Here is an 18,907-nt window from a genome sequence, read left to right as displayed (position 1 = left end):
GCCTCGCAAAGGTTCAGTTGCCAGCGGTGGCCAGCTCGGCATCGTTGCCGCGCTGGTTGAAAGTGATGAGGGTGACGATCAGGGCCAACAGCGCCAGGGCTGCGGCGGCCAGCGGTACGCGGGTCAGGCCCAGGCCGTGAGCGATCACGCTACCGCCGACCCAGGCGCCGAGGGCGTTGCCCAGGTTGAAGGCGCCGATGTTCAAGGTCGATACCAGGTTCGGTGCAGCCTTGCCGTAGGTGACCACGTTGACCTGTAGTGCCGGCACGGCGGCAAAGGCAGCTGTGGCCCACAGGAACAGGGTGATTTCAGCGGGGATCACGGCGCTGCTGGTCCAGCTGAACACCGTCGAGATCACCGCCATGGCCACAAACACGCCAATCAGAGTTGCGCCCAGACGGCGGTCGGCGAGCTTGCCGCCGATGATGTTGCCCAGAGTCAGGCCAAGGCCGATCAGCAGCAAGGTCCAGGTCACGCCGCTGGGCGAAACCCCGGTGACATCACCCAACAGCGGCGCGACATAAGTGAACAAAGCGAACATCGAAGCCGAGAACAGCACAGTCATGCTCAGCGACAACCAGATACCGGCCCCTTTCAGCGCGGCCAGTTCAGCGCGCATGTCGACCGCCTCTTCGTCACGTTGCAGCGGCAGGTAGCGGATCAGGCCGATCAGCGCGATCACACCGATCACGGTCACTGCCCAGAAGGTCGAACGCCAGCCGGCGACCTGGCCCAGCGCGGTCCCCAGCGGCACGCCGAGCACGTTGGCCAGGGTCAGGCCGGTGAACATCAGGGCTACGGCGGAGGCGCGGCGATTGGCCGGTACCAGGCTGGCGGCGACCACTGAACCGATGCCGAAGAAGGCCCCATGGCACAGCGCGGTGACTACACGGGCGAACATCAACAGGTTGTAGTCAGCGGCGACGGCGCACAACAGGTTGCCGACGATGAACACGCCCATCAGCGTGACCAGCGCGGCTTTGCGTGGCAGGCGGGCGGTGGCCAGGGCCATGAACGGTGCGCCGATGGCGACGCCCAGGGCATAGCCGGTAACCAGCCAGCCGGCACCGGGGATGGACACGCCAAGGTCGCTCGCCACTTCGGGCAGCAGGCCCATGATGACGAATTCGGTGGTGCCGATGGCGAAAGCGCTCAGCGCCAGCATCAAGAGTGGAAGGGGCATTGCTGAATCCTCGTCAGAGCGTTTCGCTCAGTTGCTTGAGAAACGCCTGGATCGCGTCCTCGTTGCGTTTGAAAAAATGCCACTGGCCGATTTTCTGGCTGCTGATCAGGCCTGCGCGTTGCAGGGTGGCCAGGTGGGCCGACACGGTGGATTGCGAGAGGCCGCAGCGTTGGTCGATCTGGCCGGCGCAGACACCGTGCTCGATGCTGTGCTGTTGATCGGGGAACTGGCTGGCCGGGTCTTTGAGCCAGCCGAGGATTTCGCGGCGGACTGGGTGGGACAGGGCTTTGATGGTTTCGTCGAGGTCCAGGGGCATGGGGAGGCTCTTGGGTAGGGCGCTATATCGCGATGGGGCGAAATATAAATCGGTATTTCGCGATATACAAATATGATGTTGGTCTTAGCTCGGGTCGAATCGCTATATCGGGTTATAACGATATTGGGGGCCAGCAAAACCACCACAAAAACCAGATAAGCCCGCAGCCAGCTATCCATCATCCCAAGCCGACCAACCCGCAGAAACCCTATACTGTCCCCATGAACTACCTAGCCCACCTGCACCTAGGCGGCCAACAGCCGCAACAACTACTCGGCAGCCTATACGGCGATTTCGTCAAAGGCACCCTGCACGGCCGCTTCCCACCCACCCTGGAAGCCGCCATCCAGCTACACCGTTCGATCGACAGCTACACCGACAGCCACCCCATAGTGCTAGCCGCACTGGCGCGTTTCCCGCGGGAGCGGCGGCGCTACGCCGGAATCGTGCTCGATGTGTTCTTCGACCACTGCCTGGCGCACCACTGGCACGACTACGCCGTCCAGCCGCTGACTGAGTTTACCCAGCGCTTTTACCAGGTCCTGCTCGCCGAGCCCGAGCTGCCAGGCCGGCTTGCGCATATCGCCCCGATGATGGCCGCGGACGACTGGCTGGCCGCGTACGGCGATTTTGCCACGCTGGAGTACGTGTTCCGTGGGATAGGCCGGCGCCTGTCGCGCCCCGAAGGCTTGGCGGGAGTAATGCCCGAACTGGAGGTGCTGTACCAGCCGTTGCTGGAAGACTTCAGAGAGTTTTATCCACAGCTGCAGGCGTTCGCCAGCGCCCGCTGGCCCTGCTGATCAAGCCGCTCGCGCTAGCCGGCGCCGGGCCAACTCGACTTGCTCGTGGCCGAACAGGGCGCCATGAATGGCTTGTTGTGCCTGAAACGCCAGCTGAGCGCGCTCCTTGCCGACGCTGCTGATCGGTGCCAGCAACTGAATGCGTACCTGCCCACGCGGTTGGGCAAACAAGCGCAGCAGGTGCGAAACCAGGTCGTCATCGCCAACGAAAGGTGCAATTGGATCAACCTCACCACTGCGCCAGTACTGAATCGCCACCGGTTGCAGTGGGGTAGCGCCATCGATGGCGCCGGCCAGCAGGCGGCCGTGGAAGGTGCGCAGGCTGCGGCCATCGGTAGTGGTGCCTTCCGGGAAGATCAACAGCGGCAGGGCATCGCCCAATTGCTGGCTGATCTGCTCGCGCAGGCCTTGGGCGTCACTGCCACCGCGGCGGATGAACAGCGTCCCGGCCTGCTCGGCAAGCCAGCCGGCCAGCGGCCAGTGACGGACTTCGGCCTTGGACAGAAACGATAACGGGGTGAGCATGCCGAGCAGCGGAATGTCGGTCCATGACACGTGATTGCCGACCCACAGCATCGGCCGCTGGGGCAGCTCGCCGAGCACCTCGACCTGAAATGGCAGCGCGCCGACCAGGCGCTGCATGTACCAGCGGCTCCAGCGCTGGCGCAGAGCCAGCGACACCGGCACACGCAGACGCTGGCCAAGCGCAGTAACGCTGGCCATGGCCATGCCGATCAGCAGCACCCACAGCAAACGTGCCAGGCGGGCGGCGACCCGCAGCCTCAGCATCACACCGCTGCCTTGAAGTGGCGGGCGTAGCGCGGGCATAGGTCGTCGCGTTTGAGCAGGATGAACACGTCGGCGACCTGAAAGTCCTCGTCCCAGCACGGTTCGCCGCAGATCTTCGCGCCCAGGCGCATGTAGGCCTTGAGCAGCGGGGGCATTTCGGCAATCACGTTGTTCGGCAGGGCCAGAGTCGGCAGCGGTTTTTTCGGCTCGGCGCGCAGGTTTTCGGTGCACAGGTAGCGTTCACGCAGGCGTTGCATGATCGCGTGGGCCTGCACGCCGCCATCCTGCATGGGGATGCTCGCGCAGCCCATCAGGTAGCTGTAGCTGCCTTCGTTGAGCACCTCGGCCAACTCGCCCCAGAGCACGGCGATGGTGCCGCCGTTGCGATAGGCCGGGTCGACGCAGGTGCGGCCCAGTTCAAGGATCGGCCCCTGCAATTGCAGCAGGCCGTGCAGGCTGAACTCTTCTTCGCTGTAGAAACGCCCGAGGCTGCTCGCGGCCTGGTGGTCGAGCAAGCGGGTGGTGGCAACCAGGCGGCCAGTACTCAGGTCACGCACGCCGATATGGCGGCAGTGGATATCGAAATCGTCCATGTCCAGGCCCTGTTCGGCGCCCTTGAGCTTGGCCATGAGTTCACCGCTGAACACCTTGAAACGCAGGGCCTGGGCTTCTTGCAGGGCCGCAGCGCCTAGCAGGCGCTCGGCTTGCAGACGGCGTTCAGTGCTGGTGTCGCCTGAGCGAGCGATCCGGGTCATTGCGAGTCTCCATTGGCCAACCATGTGCGGGGCTGCCGGTCGGCTTTGTTGTGCAAGGTCAGCCTAGGTAGGGGGGGTGTCACCTCGGTGAATCTTTGGTGATGCTTGCGTGACAGCCACCGCTGGCCGTACCTGAGGGGCTGCGAGACTGCTGCTTGCTGCACCGAAGGCGGGCGGGTAATGTTCACGGCTTTGTTTCACGGAATTCCCCATGCCCATGCTTGCCCGTCTGCTTCCCGCCCTGTTCCTGGCGTTGTGCCTGCCCGCTCATGCCAATTGGCACCTGGACGGTGAGTCTTCGCGCTTGTCGTTCGTCACCGGCAAAAACGGCGAGACCACCGAAGTGCATCGCTTTCTGGTGCTGCACGGCAGCGTCGATCGCAAGGGCGCAGCCGGCCTGCGGATCGAGATGGATTCGGTCAGTAGTGGTATCCCGCTGCGTGACGAGCGCATGCGCGATGGCCTGTTCGAGGTCGACCAGTTCCCCGAAGCGAAGGTCAAGGCGCAGATCGACCTGCGCCCGATCGACAACCTCGCCAACGGCGCGCAGATCGAACTGCGCCTGCCGCTGACCGTCACCCTGCACGGCCACTCGCATAGCTACAACGCATTGCTGATGGCCACGCGCCTGGACGAGCGGCGCTTTCAGGTGGTGACCCTTGAACCGTTGATCCTGCGCGCTGCTGACTATGGCCTGCTGCCCGGGCTCGAGAGCCTGCGCAAGTTCGCCAAGCTGAAGTCCATCAACCCCTCGGTACCGGTCAATGCGGTGCTGATCTTCAACGCCCGCTGATATGCCGGGGCCGGTCTTTCCCTGGCGCGACGGTAATCAGTTCGAGCTGCTGATCGACGGCCCCGAGTTCTTCCCGCGGATGTTGCAACTGATTGCCGAGGCCGAGCGCCAGGTCGATCTGGAACTGTATCTGGTCGAGGCCGGCACGTGCGCCGAGGCAGTGGTCACAGTGCTGGAGCAGGCCGCCCGGCGCGGCGTGCAGGTGCGTTGCCTGTTTGATGACTACGGCTCGCTGGCCTTCACCACGGCGCTGCGCCAGCGCTTGCTTGGCGCCGGTGTGCAGTTGAGCTGGTACAACCGCCTGCACTGGCGCCGCGGCGTGCGCAATCTGTACCGCGATCACCGCAAGATCCTCTTGGTCGACAGCCGCTGGGCGGTAGTCGGCGGCACGGGGGTCACCGATGAGTTCTGGCAGCCGCAGGCCGAGCGCAGCGAATGGCATGAAGTGATGGTGCAGATCCAGGGGCCGGTGGTCAGCGACTGGCAGCTGTTGTTCGATCGCCAATGGCATGCCAATGACCGCCGCACTGCCTGGCGCCCGCCAGCAGGTTTCGGTCTGCCACGCCTGCCCAAAGTGCCGGTACAAGGGCAGGGCCTGGGTCGGGTGGCTTACGCCGATGCCCGACAACACCGCGACATTCTGCATTCGCTGGTGCGTGCCCTGAACAGCGGGCAGCAGCGCATCTGGCTGGCGACGCCGTATTTTTTGCCGACCTGGAGCGTGCGCCGTTCTCTGCGCCGGGCTGCTTCGCGCGGCATCGACGTGCGCCTGCTGCTGACCGGCCCGCGCACCGACCACCCCTCGGTGCGCTACGCCGGGCACCGTTACTACCCGCGACTGCTGCGCGCCGGCGTACGCATCTTCGAATACCAGCCGTGCTTCCTGCACCTGAAGATGGTCGTGGTCGATGACTGGGTCAGCGTCGGTTCGTGCAACTTCGACCACTGGAACCTGCGCTTCAACCTGGAGGCCAACATCGAGGCGCTCGACCCCGCCCTGACCGCAGCCGTCAGCGCCAGCTTCAAACGTGACTTTGCCCTCAGCGAGGAGGTCGATCTGGCCCACTGGAACGCGCGACCGTTGTGGCGGCGAGTCAAGCAACGGATCTGGGGCTGGATGGACCGGCTGGTGGCCAACCTGCTGGATCGGCGCAATTGAGATGAACGCGCATATCGGTAAGCGCCGAAGCGGTCTATCGTGCTCAGATTGATCCCAGGCTAGGCAAGGAGCGGTGGCGATGACAGGCAAGAAGATTCTCATGCTGGTGGGCGACTATGTCGAAGACTACGAAGCGATGGTGCCGTTCCAGGCGCTGAGCATGGTCGGCCACACCGTGCATGCGGTGTGCCCGGAGAAAATCGCGGGGCAGACGGTGCGTACCGCTATCCACGACTTCGAAGGCGAGCAGACCTACAGCGAAAAGCCCGGGCACAACTTTGCCCTCAACTTCGACTTCGTCCAGGCCCGCGCCGAAAGCTACGACGCCTTGCTGATCCCGGGCGGCCGCGCACCTGAATACCTGCGCCTGAACGAGCAGGTGCTGGCGCTGGTGCGGGCTTTCGACGAGGCGCGCAAGCCGATTGCCGCGGTGTGCCATGGCGCCCAGTTGCTGGCAGCGGCAGGCGTGCTGCATGGCCGCGAGTGCAGCGCTTACCCTGCCTGCGCGCCGGAAGTGCGCCTGGCTGGAGGCACCTTCATCGACATCGCAGTGGATCAGGCCCACGTCGAGGGCAATCTAGTTACCGCGCCAGCATGGCCGGCGCATCCCGCCTGGCTGGCAGCGTTCCTGAAAGTGCTGGGCACTCGGATTTCTTGAATCGGCCGCTGTGCAGGGGGCGAGGCTGACAGCAAAAAGCGCCAGTTGTGTAGGAAATATCCTTTTAGCAGTGGCTATTGTCCGCAAAACCCAGCGCCTGGCGTATCATTAGCCCCCTAACGGCAACCCCAAAACCAGGACCGCTCGCGCATGCTCGCCCTTCTTATCCAGACGCTGAACATCACTGCACCGGTGTTCGCCATGCTGTTCATGGGCGTATTGCTCAAACGTTTGCACCTGATCGACGACAACTTCACCAAGGTTGCCTCGACGCTGGTGTTCAACGTGTGCATGCCGGCGCTGCTGTTTCTTGGCATCTACCATGCCGATCTGGATGCAGCGATCAAACCCGGTGTGCTGGTCTACTTCACCGCAATTACCCTGATCGGCTTCGCCTTGTCCTGGGGCCTGGCGATCTGGCGCGCGCCGCTGGCCGAGCGCGGCATCTACACCCAGGGGGCTTTTCGCGGCAACAACGGCGTTATCGGCCTGGCCCTGGCGGCCAGCCTGTACGGTGATTACGGCATCTCGCTGGGCGCGGTGCTCGCCGGCCTGGTGATCCTCCTGTACAACTCGCTGTCGGCGGTGGTGCTGGCGGTATACAGCCCGGACCTCAAGTCCGATCCGTGGAGCATCTGCAAAAGTGTTTTCAGTAACCCGCTGATCATCAGCGTGCTGCTCGCCACACCCATGGCCTACGCCCAGGTGCCGCTGCCGAACTGGCTGCTGACCTCGGGCGACTATCTGGCGCAAATGACCCTGCCACTGGCGTTGATCTGCATTGGTGGCACCTTGTCGCTGGCGGCGCTGCGCGACAGCGGCAAGCTGGCGGTGGATGTCAGCCTGGTGAAGATGGTCTGGTTGCCGCTGATCGGCACCCTCGGCGCCTGGCTGTGTGGTTTCCGCGGTGCCGAGCTGGGCATCCTGTTCCTGTACATCGGCAGCCCTACCGCTGCCGCCAGCTATGTCATGGCCCGTGCGGCCAATGCCAATCATCAGTTAGCGGCGGCGATCATCGTCATTACTACCCTGATGGCGGCAATTACCACCAATATCGGCATCTTCATCTTGCAGTGGGGCGGCTGGATCTAGATCCTTGCCGCCTGAACAGAACAACAACAGCAACAACGCTGCCACCTGACCTAAGGACACTCCATGCAAGACCAGAACTCGCCCGAGCGGTTACAGCGCGGCCTGAAAAATCGCCATATCCAGTTGATCGCGCTGGGCGGGGCCATCGGCACCGGGCTGTTCCTGGGCATTGCCCAGACCATCCAGATGGCCGGCCCCTCGGTGTTGCTGGGTTATGCCATTGCCGGCCTGATGGCCTTCCTGATCATGCGCCAGCTTGGCGAAATGGTGGTGGAAGAGCCGGTTGCCGGCAGCTTCAGCCACTTCGCCCATAAATACTGGAGCGAGTTCGCCGGCTTTGTCTCGGGCTGGAACTACTGGGTGGTCTATGTGCTGGTAGGCATGGCCGAGCTGACCGCAGTTGGCATCTATGTGCAGTACTGGTGGCCGGACTTCCCGACCTGGGCCACGGCAGCAATCTTCTTTGTGGTGATCAACCTGATCAACCTGACTCAGGTCAAGGTCTACGGCGAGATGGAGTTCTGGTTCGCTCTGGTCAAAGTAGTGGCGATTGTCAGCATGATCGGCTTTGGCGCCTGGTTGCTCACCAGCGGCCAGGGTGGCCCGGATGCCAGCGTCGCCAACCTGTGGCAATACGGCGGCTTCTTCCCCAATGGCGTCGGCGGCTTGATCATGGCTCTGGCGGTGATCATGTTCTCGTTCGGCGGCCTGGAGCTGGTCGGTATCACTGCCGCCGAGGCGGAAAACCCGCGGGTGAGCATTCCCAAGGCGACCAACCAGGTGGTGTACCGCATCCTGATCTTCTACATCGGTGCGCTGGCGATCTTGCTGTCGCTGTACCCGTGGCAAAAGGTGGTGCAGGGCGGCAGCCCGTTCGTGATGATCTTCCATGAACTGGACAGCAACCTGGTCGCGACCATTCTCAACGTGGTGGTACTGACGGCGGCGCTGTCGGTGTACAACAGCTGCGTGTACGCCAACAGCCGTATGCTGTTCGGCCTGGCCAGCCAGGGCGATGCACCGCATCAATTGCTCAAGGTCAGCCGTCGCGGCGTGCCGCTGACCGCGCTGGGTGTGTCGGCAGCGGCCACCGGTTTGTGCGTGGTGATCAACTACCTGATGCCGGGCGAAGCCTTCGGCCTGTTGATGGCGCTGGCGGTATCAGCGCTGGTTATCAACTGGGCAAGCATCAGCATCACCCACCTGAAATTCCGCAAGGCCAAGATCGCTGCCGGCGATACGCCGTTCTACCGCAGCTGGGGCCACCCGATTACCAATTACATGTGCCTGGCCTTCATCGTGTTGATCCTGGTGGTGATGTACCTGACTCCGCCGATCCGCATCTCGGTGATGCTGATCCCGCTGTGGATTGCCGCACTGGGCATTGCGTTCAAGCTCAAGAAGCAGCGCCAGGCCAAGCGCTGAGGTGTTTGCTGCAAGGCCTGCGCGGCTAAACCTGCGCAGGCCTCAGTGCTGGCGCCGCCAGGCGCGCACGGTGGTGTACAGCAGCGTCAGAGCAAGCAGCGGCAGCACGTAGAACAGCATCAGTTTCTCCAGCTTGCCCGCCAACGGCATGCCGGTGGTGAAGGTCACCACATGCAGGCCGTAGGCCAGGTACAGGCAGAGAAACACCAGCCCCTCGGCGCGGGTGACGCGGTAGCCGGAGTAGAACACCGGCAGGCTCAGGCAGGCGACGCCGAGCATCACCGGCAAGTCAAAGGCCAGTGCATTTGGTGAAATCGACAGCGGGGCAGGGGTGACCAGCGCGGTCGCGCCCAGCACTGCCAGCAAGTTGAACAGGTTGCTGCCGATCACTGTACCTACCGCTACTTCGCGCTCACCGCGCAGCGCCGCAACCAGCGCAGCGGCAAGTTCCGGCAGCGAGGTGCAGACGGCGACTACGGTCAGCCCAATGATCCGTTCCGACAGGCCAAGGTCAGTGGCCACTTCCACTGCGGCTTCCAGCAGCAGATGGCCGCCAATGCTGAGCAATACCAGGCCCAACGCGATCTGCCCCACAGCACCGCTCCAGAAGCGCAGGCGGCTGACCTCCAGGGCATTCGGTGCCGGATAAGTACGCGCGTAGTGGCGCGATTGGTGCCAGAGGATCAACAGATAACCGAGCAGCCCGAGCAGTAACAGCGCGCCTTCGAAGCGGCCCAGCTGGCCGTTGGCCGCGAGCAGGTAGACCAAGGCGCTGGCGGCCACCATCAACGGGATGTCCAGACGCACCAGTTGGCGCGACACGCGCAGCGGGATGATCAGCGCGGTAAAGCCGAGAATCACCAGCACATTGAAGATGTTGCTGCCGATCACGCTGCCGACAGCGACGTCAGGCGCACCTTGATAGGCCGCTTGCAGGCTGACAGTCAATTGCGGCGCGGTACTGCCGAAGGCAACCAGGCTCAAACCGATGATCAGCGGCCGCACATGCAGACGCGTAGCCAGGCGCAGGGCGGCGCGCACCAGCAGTTCGGCGCCGAGCACCAGCAGGACAAGGCCCACAGCCAATTGTAGGAGGCTGAAGGTGGGTAGGGTGGCGAGGTCGAAAATGGTCAGGCTCCCGTTGGCTCAGTCGCTCAGACCTTGTACCCGCACTCGCGCGGTTCCGCTACGGATCATGCCGATTTTTTCTGCGGCCGCGCGGGACAGATCGATCAAACGGCCACGGCTGTGTGGTCCGCGGTCATTGATGCGCACCACGACGCTGCGCTGGTTGGCCAGGTTGGTGACCAGCACTCGGCTGCCAAAAGCGAGGCTGCGGTGGGCGGCGGTAAGGCCGTGCTGGTTGAAGGGCTCGCCACTGGCGGTCCGTTTGCCATGATGGCGCGAACCGTAATAGGAGGCGGTGCCGGTCTTGTCGTAACCGCTAGGGTCGATATCGTGACTGGCGCAGCCGGCCAGCAGGGAGAAAAGCGCAAGTGCGCCAAGGGTATGCCGCATGCTCGCGTACGCTCCGCAAAGAATGAGTTGCCGGTGCACGGTCGTGGCTGACCGTGCACCGCGCAGGGCTTAGCCTTCGAGCTTGGCCTTGAGCAGTTGGTTCACCTGCCCCGGGTTGGCCTTGCCTTTGGAGGCTTTCATCGCCTGGCCGACGAAGAAGCCGAACATCTTGCCGCGCTTGGCTTCATCGGCGGCGCGGTACTGTTCGACCTGCTCGGCATTGGCTGCCAGCATTTCGTCGAGCATGGTCTCGATTGCACCACTGTCGGTGACCTGCTTGAGGCCCTTGCTGTCGATGATGCTGTCGGCGTCGCCTTCGCCTGCGGCCATCGCTTCGAACACGGTCTTGGCAATCTTGCCGCTGATGGTGTTGTCGCGAATACGCAGGAGCATGCCGCCCAGTTGCTCGGCGCTGACCGGCGCCTGGTCGATCTCGACACCGAGCTTGTTGAGCAGGCTGCCCAGCTCGACCATGACCCAGTTGGCGGCGAGCTTGGCGTCGCCACCAATGCGCACCACGGCCTCGAAGTAGTCGGCCTGTTCGCGGCTGGCGGCCAGCACGTTGGCGTCGTAGGCCGACAGGCCGTACTGGCTCTGGAAGCGTTCGACCTTTTGCGGTGGCAGCTCTGGCAGGCTGGCGCGGATGCTCTCGAGCAGGCTGCTCTCGATCACCACCGGCAGCAGGTCAGGGTCGGGGAAGTAACGGTAGTCGTTGGCTTCCTCCTTGCTGCGCATGGAGCGGGTCTCGTCCTTGTTCGGGTCGTACAGGCGGGTTTCCTGGATGACCCGGCCGCCGTCTTCGATCAGCTCGATCTGGCGCTGGATTTCGCTGTTGATGGCGCGCTCGATGAAGCGGAACGAGTTGACGTTCTTGATCTCGCAGCGAGTGCCGAACTCGACCTGACCCTTCGGCCGGATCGATACGTTGCAGTCGCAACGCAGCGAACCTTCGGCCATGTTGCCGTCGCAGATGCCCAGGTAACGCACCAGCGCGTGGATCGCCTTGACGTAAGCCACGGCTTCCTTGGCGCTGCGCATGTCCGGCTCGGAGACGATCTCCAGCAGCGGCGTGCCGGCCCGGTTGAGGTCTATGCCGCTGGCGCCATTGAAGTCTTCGTGCAGGCTTTTACCGGCGTCTTCTTCAAGGTGCGCACGGGTGATGCCGACGCGCTTGATGGTGCCATCTTCAAGGGCGATGTCGAGGTGCCCCTTGCCGACGATCGGCAGGTCCATCTGGCTGATCTGATAGCCCTTGGGCAGGTCAGGGTAGAAGTAGTTCTTGCGCGCGAACACGTTGCGCGGGCCGATCTCGGCTTCGATGGCCAGGCCGAACATGCACGCCATGCGCACGGCTTCCTGGTTGAGCACCGGCAGTACGCCAGGCATGCCCAGGTCGATCAGGCTGGCCTGGGTGTTCGGCTCGGAGCCGAAGGTGGTAGCGCTGCCGGAGAAAATCTTCGACTGGGTGGCGAGCTGGGTATGAATCTCCAGCCCGATCACAACTTCCCATTGCATGTGTGAATTCCTCAGAAGCCGGTAGGGGCGCGGGTGTGCCAGTCGGTGACTTGCTGGTAGCGGTGCGCGACGTTGAGCAGGCGGCCTTCCTGGAAGTACGGCGCCAGCAGTTGCACGCCGACGGGCAGGCCGTCGACGAAACCGGCCGGCATCGACAAGCCGGGCAGGCCGGCCAGGTTGGCGGTGATCGTGTAGACGTCTTCCAGGTAGGCGGAGACCGGGTCGTTGCTCTTGGCGCCAAGCTTCCAGGCCGGGTTGGGCGTGGTTGGGCCGAGAATCAGGTCGACGTCTTCGAAGGCTGCCATGAAGTCGTTCTTGATCAGGCGGCGAATCTTCTGCGCCTGCAGGTAGTAGGCGTCGTAGTAACCAGCCGACAGCGCGTAGGCGCCAACCATGATCCGGCGCTGTACTTCAACGCCGAAACCTTCACCGCGCGAGCGCTTGTAGAGGTCGGTGAGATCCTTCGGATCTTCGCAGCGATAGCCAAAGCGCACGCCATCAAAGCGCGACAGGTTGGACGAGGCTTCGGCGGGGGCGATCACGTAGTACGCCGGGATGGCGTGTTGCATGTTCGGCAGGCTGATCTGCTTGACCACCGCGCCGAGCTGCTCCAGCTCCTTGACGCTGGCATGCACCAGGTCGGCGATGCGCGAGTCCAGGCCGGCACCGAAGTACTCCTTCGGCAGGCCGATGCGCAGGCCTTGCAGCGGCGCGTTGAGGTTGGCGCTGTAATCAGGCACTGGCTCGTCGATGCAGGTCGAGTCCTTGGTGTCGAAGCCGGCCATGCCTTGCAGGAGCAGGGCGCAGTCTTCGGCAGTACGCGCCATCGGGCCGCCCTGATCGAGGCTCGATGCATAGGCGATCATGCCCCAGCGCGAAACGCGACCGTAGGTCGGTTTCAGGCCGGTCAGGTTGGTCAGTGCCGCCGGCTGGCGAATCGAGCCGCCGGTATCGGTGCCGGTTGCCACCGGTAGCAGGCGTGCCGCCACGGCTGCCGCCGAACCACCGGACGAACCGCCCGGCACGTGCTCGAGGTTCCACGGGTTCTTCACCGGGCCGTAGTGGCTGGATTCGTTGGCCGAACCCATGGCGAATTCGTCCATGTTGGTCTTGCCCAGAGTCACCATGCCGGCGTCGGCCAGCTTGCTGACCACGGTGGCGTCATACGGCGCGGTGAAGTTGTCGAGCATCTTCGAGCCGCAGCTGGTGCGTACGCCCTGGGTGCAGAACAGGTCCTTGTGGGCGATCGGCGCGCCCAGCAGAGGGCCGGTTTCGCCAGCGGCGCGACGGGCGTCGGCAGCGCGCGCCTGATCCAGCGCGCGTTCTTCGGTGACGCTGATGAAGCTGTTCAGTTGCGGGTCGAGTTGCTTGATCCGGCCCAGCAGGCTCTGGGTCAGCTCCTCGGATGAAAACGACTTGTCGGCGAGTCCGCGGGCGATCTCGGCCAGGGTCAATTGATGCATGGCAGGTGCTTTCCCTTACTCGATGACTTTTGGAACCAGGTACAGACCGTTCTCGGTCGACGGGGCGATGGCTTGATACGCGTCGCGCTGGTTGCTTTCGGTAACCTGGTCGGGGCGCAGACGTTGGCTGGCCTCCAGGGGGTGGGCGAGCGGTTCGATACCGCTGGTGTCGACAGCTTGCATCTGGTCGACCAACCCGAGGATGCTGTTCAAGGCATCGGTGATGCGCGGCAGTTCGCCTTCATTCAGCCCCAGTCGGGCCAGATGGGCGATCTTTTCCACGTCGGAGCGTTGCAGCGCCATGGGAAATCTCCAGAAAAACCAAACGGAATAAGTTCCGCGATGAGGAACATGCCGGCAGTTTGGCGGTCATACAGCCGCGATCATCTGCAGGCTTGCTCGGAAAAACTGCCAATTTAACATATTGGCTCCTTGCCCAAAATCCCTGCCATTGTTAGAGTTTGCCGCACTTTTTTACCCACGCTTTCCCCAGGGTCACTTTCCCATGTTCAAGAAACTGCGTGGCATGTTTTCCAGCGATCTGTCTATCGACCTGGGTACTGCCAACACCCTTATTTACGTGCGTGAGCGCGGTATCGTCCTGAATGAGCCCTCGGTTGTTGCCATCCGTACCCACGGCAACCAGAAAAGCGTCGTCGCCGTCGGGACTGAAGCCAAACGTATGCTGGGCCGTACGCCCGGCAACATTGCAGCCATTCGTCCGATGAAAGACGGCGTCATCGCCGACTTCAGCGTTTGTGAAAAAATGTTGCAGTACTTCATCAACAAGGTTCACGAAAATAGCTTCCTGCAGCCCAGCCCACGTGTGCTGATCTGCGTGCCGTGCAAATCGACCCAGGTCGAGCGCCGCGCCATCCGTGAATCGGCGCTGGGCGCCGGTGCACGTGAAGTATTCCTGATCGAGGAGCCAATGGCTGCGGCCATCGGTGCCGGCCTGCCGGTCGAAGAAGCGCGTGGCTCGATGGTCGTCGATATCGGTGGTGGTACCACTGAAATCGCGCTGATCTCGCTCAACGGTGTGGTCTACGCCGAATCGGTACGGGTTGGCGGTGATCGCTTCGACGAAGCCATCGTTACCTACGTGCGCCGCAACTACGGCAGCCTGATCGGTGAGTCCACCGCCGAGCGCATCAAACAGGAAATCGGCACCGCCTACCCAGGTGGTGAAGTACGTGAAGTCGACGTACGTGGCCGTAACCTGGCCGAGGGCGTGCCGCGTGCCTTTACCCTGAACTCCAACGAAGTGCTCGAAGCGCTGCAGGAATCCCTGGCGACCATCGTCCAGGCGGTCAAGAGCGCCCTTGAGCAGTCGCCGCCGGAACTGGCTTCGGACATCGCCGAGCGCGGTCTGGTGCTGACCGGTGGTGGCGCGCTGCTGCGCGACCTCGACAAGCTCCTGGCACAGGAAACCGGCCTGCCGGTGATCGTCGCGGAAGACCCGCTGACCTGTGTGGCTCGTGGCGGTGGTCGTGCGTTGGAAATGATGGACAAACACGCAATGGATCTGCTCTCGAGCGAGTGATTCACGGCGCTGTTCAACGTCCGGTAATGATCGCCTGGTTTACAGGTAGCACTCGCAGTGCTACCTGTATGCGCTGGGTTGGCGTCCGTGGGGCGCTGTTTCCGTCAATTCGCAGCAGGCCGGTGCTCCGCTTCATGCCCAGTCACCTCCTGAATCGTCGTCCACGAGGAACGGCCCATTAAACCGCTTTTCTCCAAGGGCCCTTCGCTGGGCGTTCGTCTGCTGGTACTGGTGGTGCTCTCGGTTGCCTTGATGGTGGTCGACTCGCGCTTCGCCCTGCTCAAGCCAGTGCGTAGCCAGATGGGCCTGGTGCTGATGGAGTCGTATTGGCTCACAGACCTCCCGCAGCGCGTATTCCAGGGGGTCGCCAGCCAGTTCGGCAGCCGCACCGAGCTTGCCGCCGAGAACGAAAAACTCAAGACCGAAGCCCTGCTGTTGCAGGGGCGCCTGCAGAAGCTGGCGGCCCTGACCGAGCAGAACGTGCGCCTGCGCGAGTTGCTCAACTCGTCGGCGCTGGTCAATGAGAAGGTTGAAGTGGCCGAGCTGATCGGCGTCGACCCCAATCCGTTCACCCACCGTATCCTGATCAACAAGGGCGAGCGCGACGGCGTCTTCCTCGGCCAGCCGGTGCTCGATGCCCGCGGCCTGATGGGCCAGGTGGTCGAGCTGATGCCTTACACCTCGCGGGTACTGCTGCTCACCGACTCCACCCACAGCATTCCGGTGCAGGTCAACCGCAACGGCTTGCGCGCCATCGCCAGTGGTACCGGTAACCCGGAGCGGCTTGAGCTGCGCCATGTTGCCGACACTGCCGATGTCAAAGAGGGCGACTTGCTGGTGAGCTCGGGCATGGGCCAGCGCTTCCCGGCCGGTTACCCGGTGGCCACGGTCAACGAAGTGATCCACGACTCCGGTCAGCCGTTCGCGATCGTGCGCGCCATTCCTACTGCGGCGCTCAACCGCAGCCGCTATATGCTGCTTGTGTTCAGCGACCGGCGCACCCCGGAGCAGCGTGCGACCGAGGCAGCCATGGCCCAGGAAGAAGCTGATCGGCAGGGTACGGCGCAGCCGCCAGCCGCAGCTGCTACCGAGCAAGCCACACCTGCTGCCAGTGCGCCAGCAAGCACTGCGCCCGCCACCCCGGCTGCCCCTGCGGCAACGCCCGCGGTACCCGTCAATCCGGCTGCGACGCCTGCGTCGCCCAGCCAACCGCGGAGGCAATGATGGCCAGTTCGCGCAGTAGAAACGGTTGGGTCATCTGGCTCAGCTTCGCCATCGGCCTGTTGCTCAGCGTCTCGCCGATGCCGCAGTTCATGGAAGTATTCCGGCCGATGTGGCTGGCCCTGCTGGTGTCATTCTGGGTACTCAACGTGCCGAACAAGGTCGGCATGACCACCGCCTTCGTGCTGGGCCTGGCAGAGGATGTGCTGTACGGCACCTTGCTGGGGCAGAACGCGCTGATCCTGACCCTGATCGCCTTCCTGGTGCTGTCGTTGCAGCAGCGCCTGCGCATGTTCCCGCTGTGGCAGCAGAGCCTGGTGATCCTGGTGATCTTCGGCATCGCCCAGTTGATCCAGTTGTGGCTCAGTGCCCTGACCGGCAATCGCCTGCCGACCCTGGCGCTGGTGTGGTCGGCAGTCATCAGTGCGCTGCTCTGGCCGTGGATCAGCTTTGCCTTGCGCGACCTGCGCCGCCGCCTGCACATCAACTGACCGGCATTGCCGCGCCTGACAGGGATATGTCCACATGAAGCCGCTCTATCTCGCCTCTGGCTCGCCGCGTCGTCGTGAACTGTTGACCCAGATTGGCGTGCCGTTCACCACCGTCAGCGCACCCATCGATGAAACCCCGCTTGCCGAGGAAAACGCCGAGGTTTATGTCGAGCGCCTGGCTCGCGCCAAGGCAGCTGCCGGACTGGCCCATATCACGGGTGCTGGTGTGGTACTCGGCGCCGATACTGCGGTGGTGCTGGATGGGCGCATTCTCGGCAAGCCTGAAAGCCGCGAACACGGCCTGGCTATGCTCGCTGAGCTGGCTGGGCGCGAGCATCAGGTACTTACCGCAGTTGCTCTGGATGATGGCCAGCAGGTCCGCAGCCTGTGCGTCGCCAGCACCGTACGTTTTCGCTCGATCAGCCCTGACGAGGCCAGCCGCTATTGGGCCAGCGGCGAGCCGCTGGACAAAGCCGGCGGCTATGCCATCCAGGGTTTGGCCGCGATTTTTGTCACCGCACTGAGCGGCAGCTATTCGGCCGTGGTCGGCCTGCCGCTCAGCGAAACCGCCGACTTGCTCGGCCAGTTCGGCATTCCCTGCTGGCAAATGCCAGCAGCTCAGGCAGAGGGTTGAACGCAGCGCTAGCCAGGGATCGGTCAGCGATCCATCATTACCCCAGACCTTTGATGAGAACCTGCCATGAGTGAAGAGATCCTGATCAACATCACGCCGATGGAATCGCGCGTGGCAGTGGTTGAAAACGGTGTTCTGCAGGAGGTGCATGTCGAGCGCACCCTGCGCCGCGGTATCGTCGGCAATATCTACAAAGGCAAGGTGGTGCGGGTTCTGCCGGGCATGCAGGCCGCCTTCGTCGATATCGGCCTGGACCGCGCGGCGTTCATTCATGCCTCGGAGATTTCCCAGCGCGAAGGCTCGGCGGTCGAGACCATCACTGCGCTGGTGCATGAAGGCCAGTCACTGGTGGTGCAGGTCACCAAGGATCCGATCGGCACCAAGGGCGCGCGGCTGACTACTCAGCTGTCGATTCCGTCGCGCTATCTGGTGTACATGCCGCGTAGCAGTCACGTCGGTATTTCGCTGAAGATCGAGGACGAAGCCGAACGCGAGCGCCTCAAGCAGGTGGTCAACAGCTGCATCGAGCAGGAAAACGTCAAGGACGCCGGCGGCTTCATCCTGCGTACCGCTGCCGAAGGCGCTCGCCAGGACGACATCCTTCAGGACATCCGCTACCTGCGCCGGCTGTGGGAGCAGATCGCCAGCCAGATCCAGACCTGCGGTGCACCGACGGTCATTTACGAAGACCTCGGCCTGGCGCTGCGGACCTTGCGTGACTTGGTCAACCACAAGATTGAGAAAATCCGCATCGACTCGCGGGAAACCTTCCAGAAAACCACGCAGTTCGTCGCTGAATTGATGCCGGAGATTGCCGATCGCCTCGAACACTATCCGGGCGAGCGTCCGATCTTCGACCTGTATGGCGTCGAAGACGAAATCCAGCGTGCCCTCGAGCGCAAGGTGCCGCTCAAGTCTGGTGGCTACCTGGTGGTCGATCCGGCCGAGGCGATGACCACCATCGACGTCAATACTGGCGCCTTCGTCGGCCATCGCAACCTCGAAGAAACCATCTTCAAGACCAACCTCGAGGCGGCCACGGCGATCGCCCGCCAGCTGCGCCTGCGCAACATCGGCGGGATCATCATCATCGACTTCATCGACATGGAAGATCAGGAGCACCAACGCCAGGTGCTGCGCACCCTGGAAAAACAGCTCGAACGTGATCACGCCAAGACCAACATCATCGGTATCACCGAGCTGGGTCTGGTGCAGATGACCCGCAAGCGCACCCGCGAGAGCCTTGAGCAAGTCTTGTGCGAGCCGTGCGCGGGCTGCCAGGGCCGCGGCAAGCTGAAAACCGCCGAAACCATCTGCTACGAAATCTTCCGCGAGATCCTCCGTGAAGCGCGGGCTTATCAGGCCGAGGGCTACCGTGTGCTGGCCAACCAGAAGGTGGTCGATCGTCTGCTCGATGAAGAGTCCGGCAACGTTGCTGAGCTGGAAGCGTTCATCGGTCGCACCATCCGCTTCCAGGTCGAGACCATGTACTCCCAGGAACAATACGATGTGGTGCTCCTCTGACGCGTCCTGAAAACCATCGCCGGTTGGC

20 protein-coding genes are annotated in these 18,907 nt (G+C 63.1%); 11 read left to right on the top strand and 9 right to left on the bottom strand.

The genetic code is table 11. From position 1 onward, the window contains the following. Window positions 1-13: 13 nt before the first annotated feature. Window positions 14-1,183 carry an MFS transporter gene (locus HU736_RS12730; protein ID WP_181108484.1) on the bottom strand — a complete coding sequence of 390 codons (1,170 nt, stop codon included), beginning with the start codon at window positions 1,181-1,183 and terminating at the stop codon, window positions 14-16. Between the two features lie 13 nt (window positions 1,184-1,196). After that, on the bottom strand, window positions 1,197-1,499 hold the full coding sequence (locus HU736_RS12725; RefSeq protein ID WP_103436154.1) for an ArsR/SmtB family transcription factor: 303 nt from the start codon (window positions 1,497-1,499) through the stop codon (window positions 1,197-1,199). Between the two features lie 221 nt (window positions 1,500-1,720). Between HU736_RS12725 and HU736_RS12720 the strand changes: the two genes are divergently transcribed. Then, window positions 1,721-2,299: an acyl carrier protein phosphodiesterase gene (locus HU736_RS12720; RefSeq protein ID WP_103436155.1), complete on the top strand. Its 579-nt coding sequence runs from the start codon at window positions 1,721-1,723 to the stop codon at window positions 2,297-2,299. Here the strand turns inward: HU736_RS12720 and HU736_RS12715 are convergent, their stop codons facing one another. Both HU736_RS12715 and olsB read right to left on the bottom strand, forming a co-directional pair. Then, window positions 2,300-3,088, bottom strand: a complete 789-nt coding sequence (locus HU736_RS12715; RefSeq protein ID WP_186697470.1) for a 1-acyl-sn-glycerol-3-phosphate acyltransferase — start codon at window positions 3,086-3,088, stop codon at window positions 2,300-2,302. Next, entirely contained in the window at window positions 3,088-3,843 is a 756-nt protein-coding gene (gene olsB / locus HU736_RS12710) for an L-ornithine N(alpha)-acyltransferase (protein ID WP_186697472.1), read from the bottom strand. The genes HU736_RS12715 and olsB overlap by 1 nt, the downstream gene beginning before the upstream one ends. A gap of 211 nt (window positions 3,844-4,054) precedes the next feature. On the opposite strand from olsB, the gene HU736_RS12705 reads away from it, so the two are divergent. From HU736_RS12705 to HU736_RS12685, 5 genes are all read left to right on the top strand, one after another. After that, entirely contained in the window at window positions 4,055-4,636 is a 582-nt protein-coding gene (locus HU736_RS12705; protein ID WP_186697474.1) for a YceI family protein, read from the top strand. Between the two features lies 1 nt (window position 4,637). Next, on the top strand, window positions 4,638-5,795 hold the full coding sequence (locus HU736_RS12700; RefSeq protein WP_186697476.1) for a phospholipase D-like domain-containing protein: 1,158 nt from the start codon (window positions 4,638-4,640) through the stop codon (window positions 5,793-5,795). 79 nt (window positions 5,796-5,874) lie between these two features. Next, window positions 5,875-6,453 (top strand): DJ-1/PfpI family protein, encoded by a 579-nt coding sequence (locus HU736_RS12695; RefSeq protein WP_103436160.1) that lies wholly within the window; start codon window positions 5,875-5,877, stop codon window positions 6,451-6,453. A gap of 150 nt (window positions 6,454-6,603) precedes the next feature. Then, window positions 6,604-7,545: an AEC family transporter gene (locus HU736_RS12690; RefSeq protein WP_101316808.1), complete on the top strand. Its 942-nt coding sequence runs from the start codon at window positions 6,604-6,606 to the stop codon at window positions 7,543-7,545. 63 nt (window positions 7,546-7,608) lie between these two features. Next, the gene (locus HU736_RS12685) at window positions 7,609-8,970 is read left to right on the top strand and encodes an amino acid permease (RefSeq protein ID WP_103436161.1); all 1,362 of its coding nucleotides are present in this window, start codon (window positions 7,609-7,611) and stop codon (window positions 8,968-8,970) included. A 42-nt stretch (window positions 8,971-9,012) separates the two neighbouring features. Here the strand turns inward: HU736_RS12685 and HU736_RS12680 are convergent, their stop codons facing one another. The 5 genes from HU736_RS12680 to gatC all read right to left on the bottom strand — a co-directional run bounded on the left by HU736_RS12680 (window position 9,013) and on the right by gatC (window position 13,769). Then, entirely contained in the window at window positions 9,013-10,056 is a 1,044-nt protein-coding gene (locus HU736_RS12680; protein ID WP_150570817.1) for a calcium/sodium antiporter, read from the bottom strand. Window positions 10,057-10,116: 60 nt separating this feature from the next. Then, a complete protein-coding gene (locus HU736_RS12675) occupies window positions 10,117-10,488 on the bottom strand; it encodes a septal ring lytic transglycosylase RlpA family protein (protein ID WP_101316814.1) in 372 nt (123 codons plus the stop codon). A gap of 69 nt (window positions 10,489-10,557) precedes the next feature. Beyond that, entirely contained in the window at window positions 10,558-12,003 is a 1,446-nt protein-coding gene (gene gatB, locus HU736_RS12670) for an Asp-tRNA(Asn)/Glu-tRNA(Gln) amidotransferase subunit GatB (RefSeq protein WP_103436164.1), read from the bottom strand. Between the two features lie 11 nt (window positions 12,004-12,014). Beyond that, window positions 12,015-13,466, bottom strand: a complete 1,452-nt coding sequence (gatA, locus tag HU736_RS12665; protein WP_186697478.1) for an Asp-tRNA(Asn)/Glu-tRNA(Gln) amidotransferase subunit GatA — start codon at window positions 13,464-13,466, stop codon at window positions 12,015-12,017. Window positions 13,467-13,481: 15 nt separating this feature from the next. Continuing rightward, window positions 13,482-13,769 (bottom strand): Asp-tRNA(Asn)/Glu-tRNA(Gln) amidotransferase subunit GatC, encoded by a 288-nt coding sequence (gene gatC / locus HU736_RS12660; protein ID WP_101316820.1) that lies wholly within the window; start codon window positions 13,767-13,769, stop codon window positions 13,482-13,484. 202 nt (window positions 13,770-13,971) lie between these two features. On the opposite strand from gatC, the gene mreB reads away from it, so the two are divergent. From mreB to rng, 5 genes are all read left to right on the top strand, one after another. Beyond that, entirely contained in the window at window positions 13,972-15,009 is a 1,038-nt protein-coding gene (mreB, locus tag HU736_RS12655; RefSeq protein WP_003255163.1) for a rod shape-determining protein MreB, read from the top strand. A 207-nt stretch (window positions 15,010-15,216) separates the two neighbouring features. After that, window positions 15,217-16,233, top strand: a complete 1,017-nt coding sequence (gene mreC / locus HU736_RS12650) for a rod shape-determining protein MreC (protein WP_189691576.1) — start codon at window positions 15,217-15,219, stop codon at window positions 16,231-16,233. Continuing rightward, window positions 16,233-16,721, top strand: a complete 489-nt coding sequence (mreD, locus tag HU736_RS12645; protein ID WP_101316824.1) for a rod shape-determining protein MreD — start codon at window positions 16,233-16,235, stop codon at window positions 16,719-16,721. Before mreC ends, mreD begins: the two co-directional genes overlap by 1 nt. 34 nt (window positions 16,722-16,755) lie before the next feature. Continuing rightward, window positions 16,756-17,355, top strand: a complete 600-nt coding sequence (locus HU736_RS12640; protein ID WP_186697480.1) for a Maf family protein — start codon at window positions 16,756-16,758, stop codon at window positions 17,353-17,355. 66 nt (window positions 17,356-17,421) lie between these two features. Then, window positions 17,422-18,879, top strand: a complete 1,458-nt coding sequence (gene rng, locus HU736_RS12635; protein ID WP_186697482.1) for a ribonuclease G — start codon at window positions 17,422-17,424, stop codon at window positions 18,877-18,879. Window positions 18,880-18,907: the final 28 nt, after the last annotated feature.

This window comes from Pseudomonas shirazensis, from assembly GCF_014268785.2.
GTDB classification, from domain to species: Bacteria; Pseudomonadota; Gammaproteobacteria; order Pseudomonadales; family Pseudomonadaceae; genus Aquipseudomonas; species Aquipseudomonas shirazensis.
The sequence above is the reverse complement of the archived record's forward strand: the minus strand, read 5'-3'. Positions and strand labels throughout refer to the sequence as shown.

Coding starts and splice junctions, on each gene's coding strand:
- HU736_RS12730 (WP_181108484.1), bottom strand. CDS start 1,183: ATGCCCCTTCCACTCTTGATGCTGGCGCTGAGCGCTTTCGCCATCGGC.
- HU736_RS12725 (WP_103436154.1), bottom strand. CDS start 1,499: ATGCCCCTGGACCTCGACGAAACCATCAAAGCCCTGTCCCACCCAGTC.
- HU736_RS12720 (WP_103436155.1), top strand. CDS start 1,721: ATGAACTACCTAGCCCACCTGCACCTAGGCGGCCAACAGCCGCAACAA.
- HU736_RS12715 (WP_186697470.1), bottom strand. CDS start 3,088: ATGCTGAGGCTGCGGGTCGCCGCCCGCCTGGCACGTTTGCTGTGGGTG.
- olsB (WP_186697472.1), bottom strand. CDS start 3,843: ATGACCCGGATCGCTCGCTCAGGCGACACCAGCACTGAACGCCGTCTG.
- HU736_RS12705 (WP_186697474.1), top strand. CDS start 4,055: ATGCCCATGCTTGCCCGTCTGCTTCCCGCCCTGTTCCTGGCGTTGTGC.
- HU736_RS12700 (WP_186697476.1), top strand. CDS start 4,638: ATGCCGGGGCCGGTCTTTCCCTGGCGCGACGGTAATCAGTTCGAGCTG.
- HU736_RS12695 (WP_103436160.1), top strand. CDS start 5,875: ATGACAGGCAAGAAGATTCTCATGCTGGTGGGCGACTATGTCGAAGAC.
- HU736_RS12690 (WP_101316808.1), top strand. CDS start 6,604: ATGCTCGCCCTTCTTATCCAGACGCTGAACATCACTGCACCGGTGTTC.
- HU736_RS12685 (WP_103436161.1), top strand. CDS start 7,609: ATGCAAGACCAGAACTCGCCCGAGCGGTTACAGCGCGGCCTGAAAAAT.
- HU736_RS12675 (WP_101316814.1), bottom strand. CDS start 10,488: ATGCGGCATACCCTTGGCGCACTTGCGCTTTTCTCCCTGCTGGCCGGC.
- gatB (WP_103436164.1), bottom strand. CDS start 12,003: ATGCAATGGGAAGTTGTGATCGGGCTGGAGATTCATACCCAGCTCGCC.
- gatA (WP_186697478.1), bottom strand. CDS start 13,466: ATGCATCAATTGACCCTGGCCGAGATCGCCCGCGGACTCGCCGACAAG.
- gatC (WP_101316820.1), bottom strand. CDS start 13,769: ATGGCGCTGCAACGCTCCGACGTGGAAAAGATCGCCCATCTGGCCCGA.
- mreB (WP_003255163.1), top strand. CDS start 13,972: ATGTTCAAGAAACTGCGTGGCATGTTTTCCAGCGATCTGTCTATCGAC.
- mreD (WP_101316824.1), top strand. CDS start 16,233: ATGGCCAGTTCGCGCAGTAGAAACGGTTGGGTCATCTGGCTCAGCTTC.
- HU736_RS12640 (WP_186697480.1), top strand. CDS start 16,756: ATGAAGCCGCTCTATCTCGCCTCTGGCTCGCCGCGTCGTCGTGAACTG.
- rng (WP_186697482.1), top strand. CDS start 17,422: ATGAGTGAAGAGATCCTGATCAACATCACGCCGATGGAATCGCGCGTG.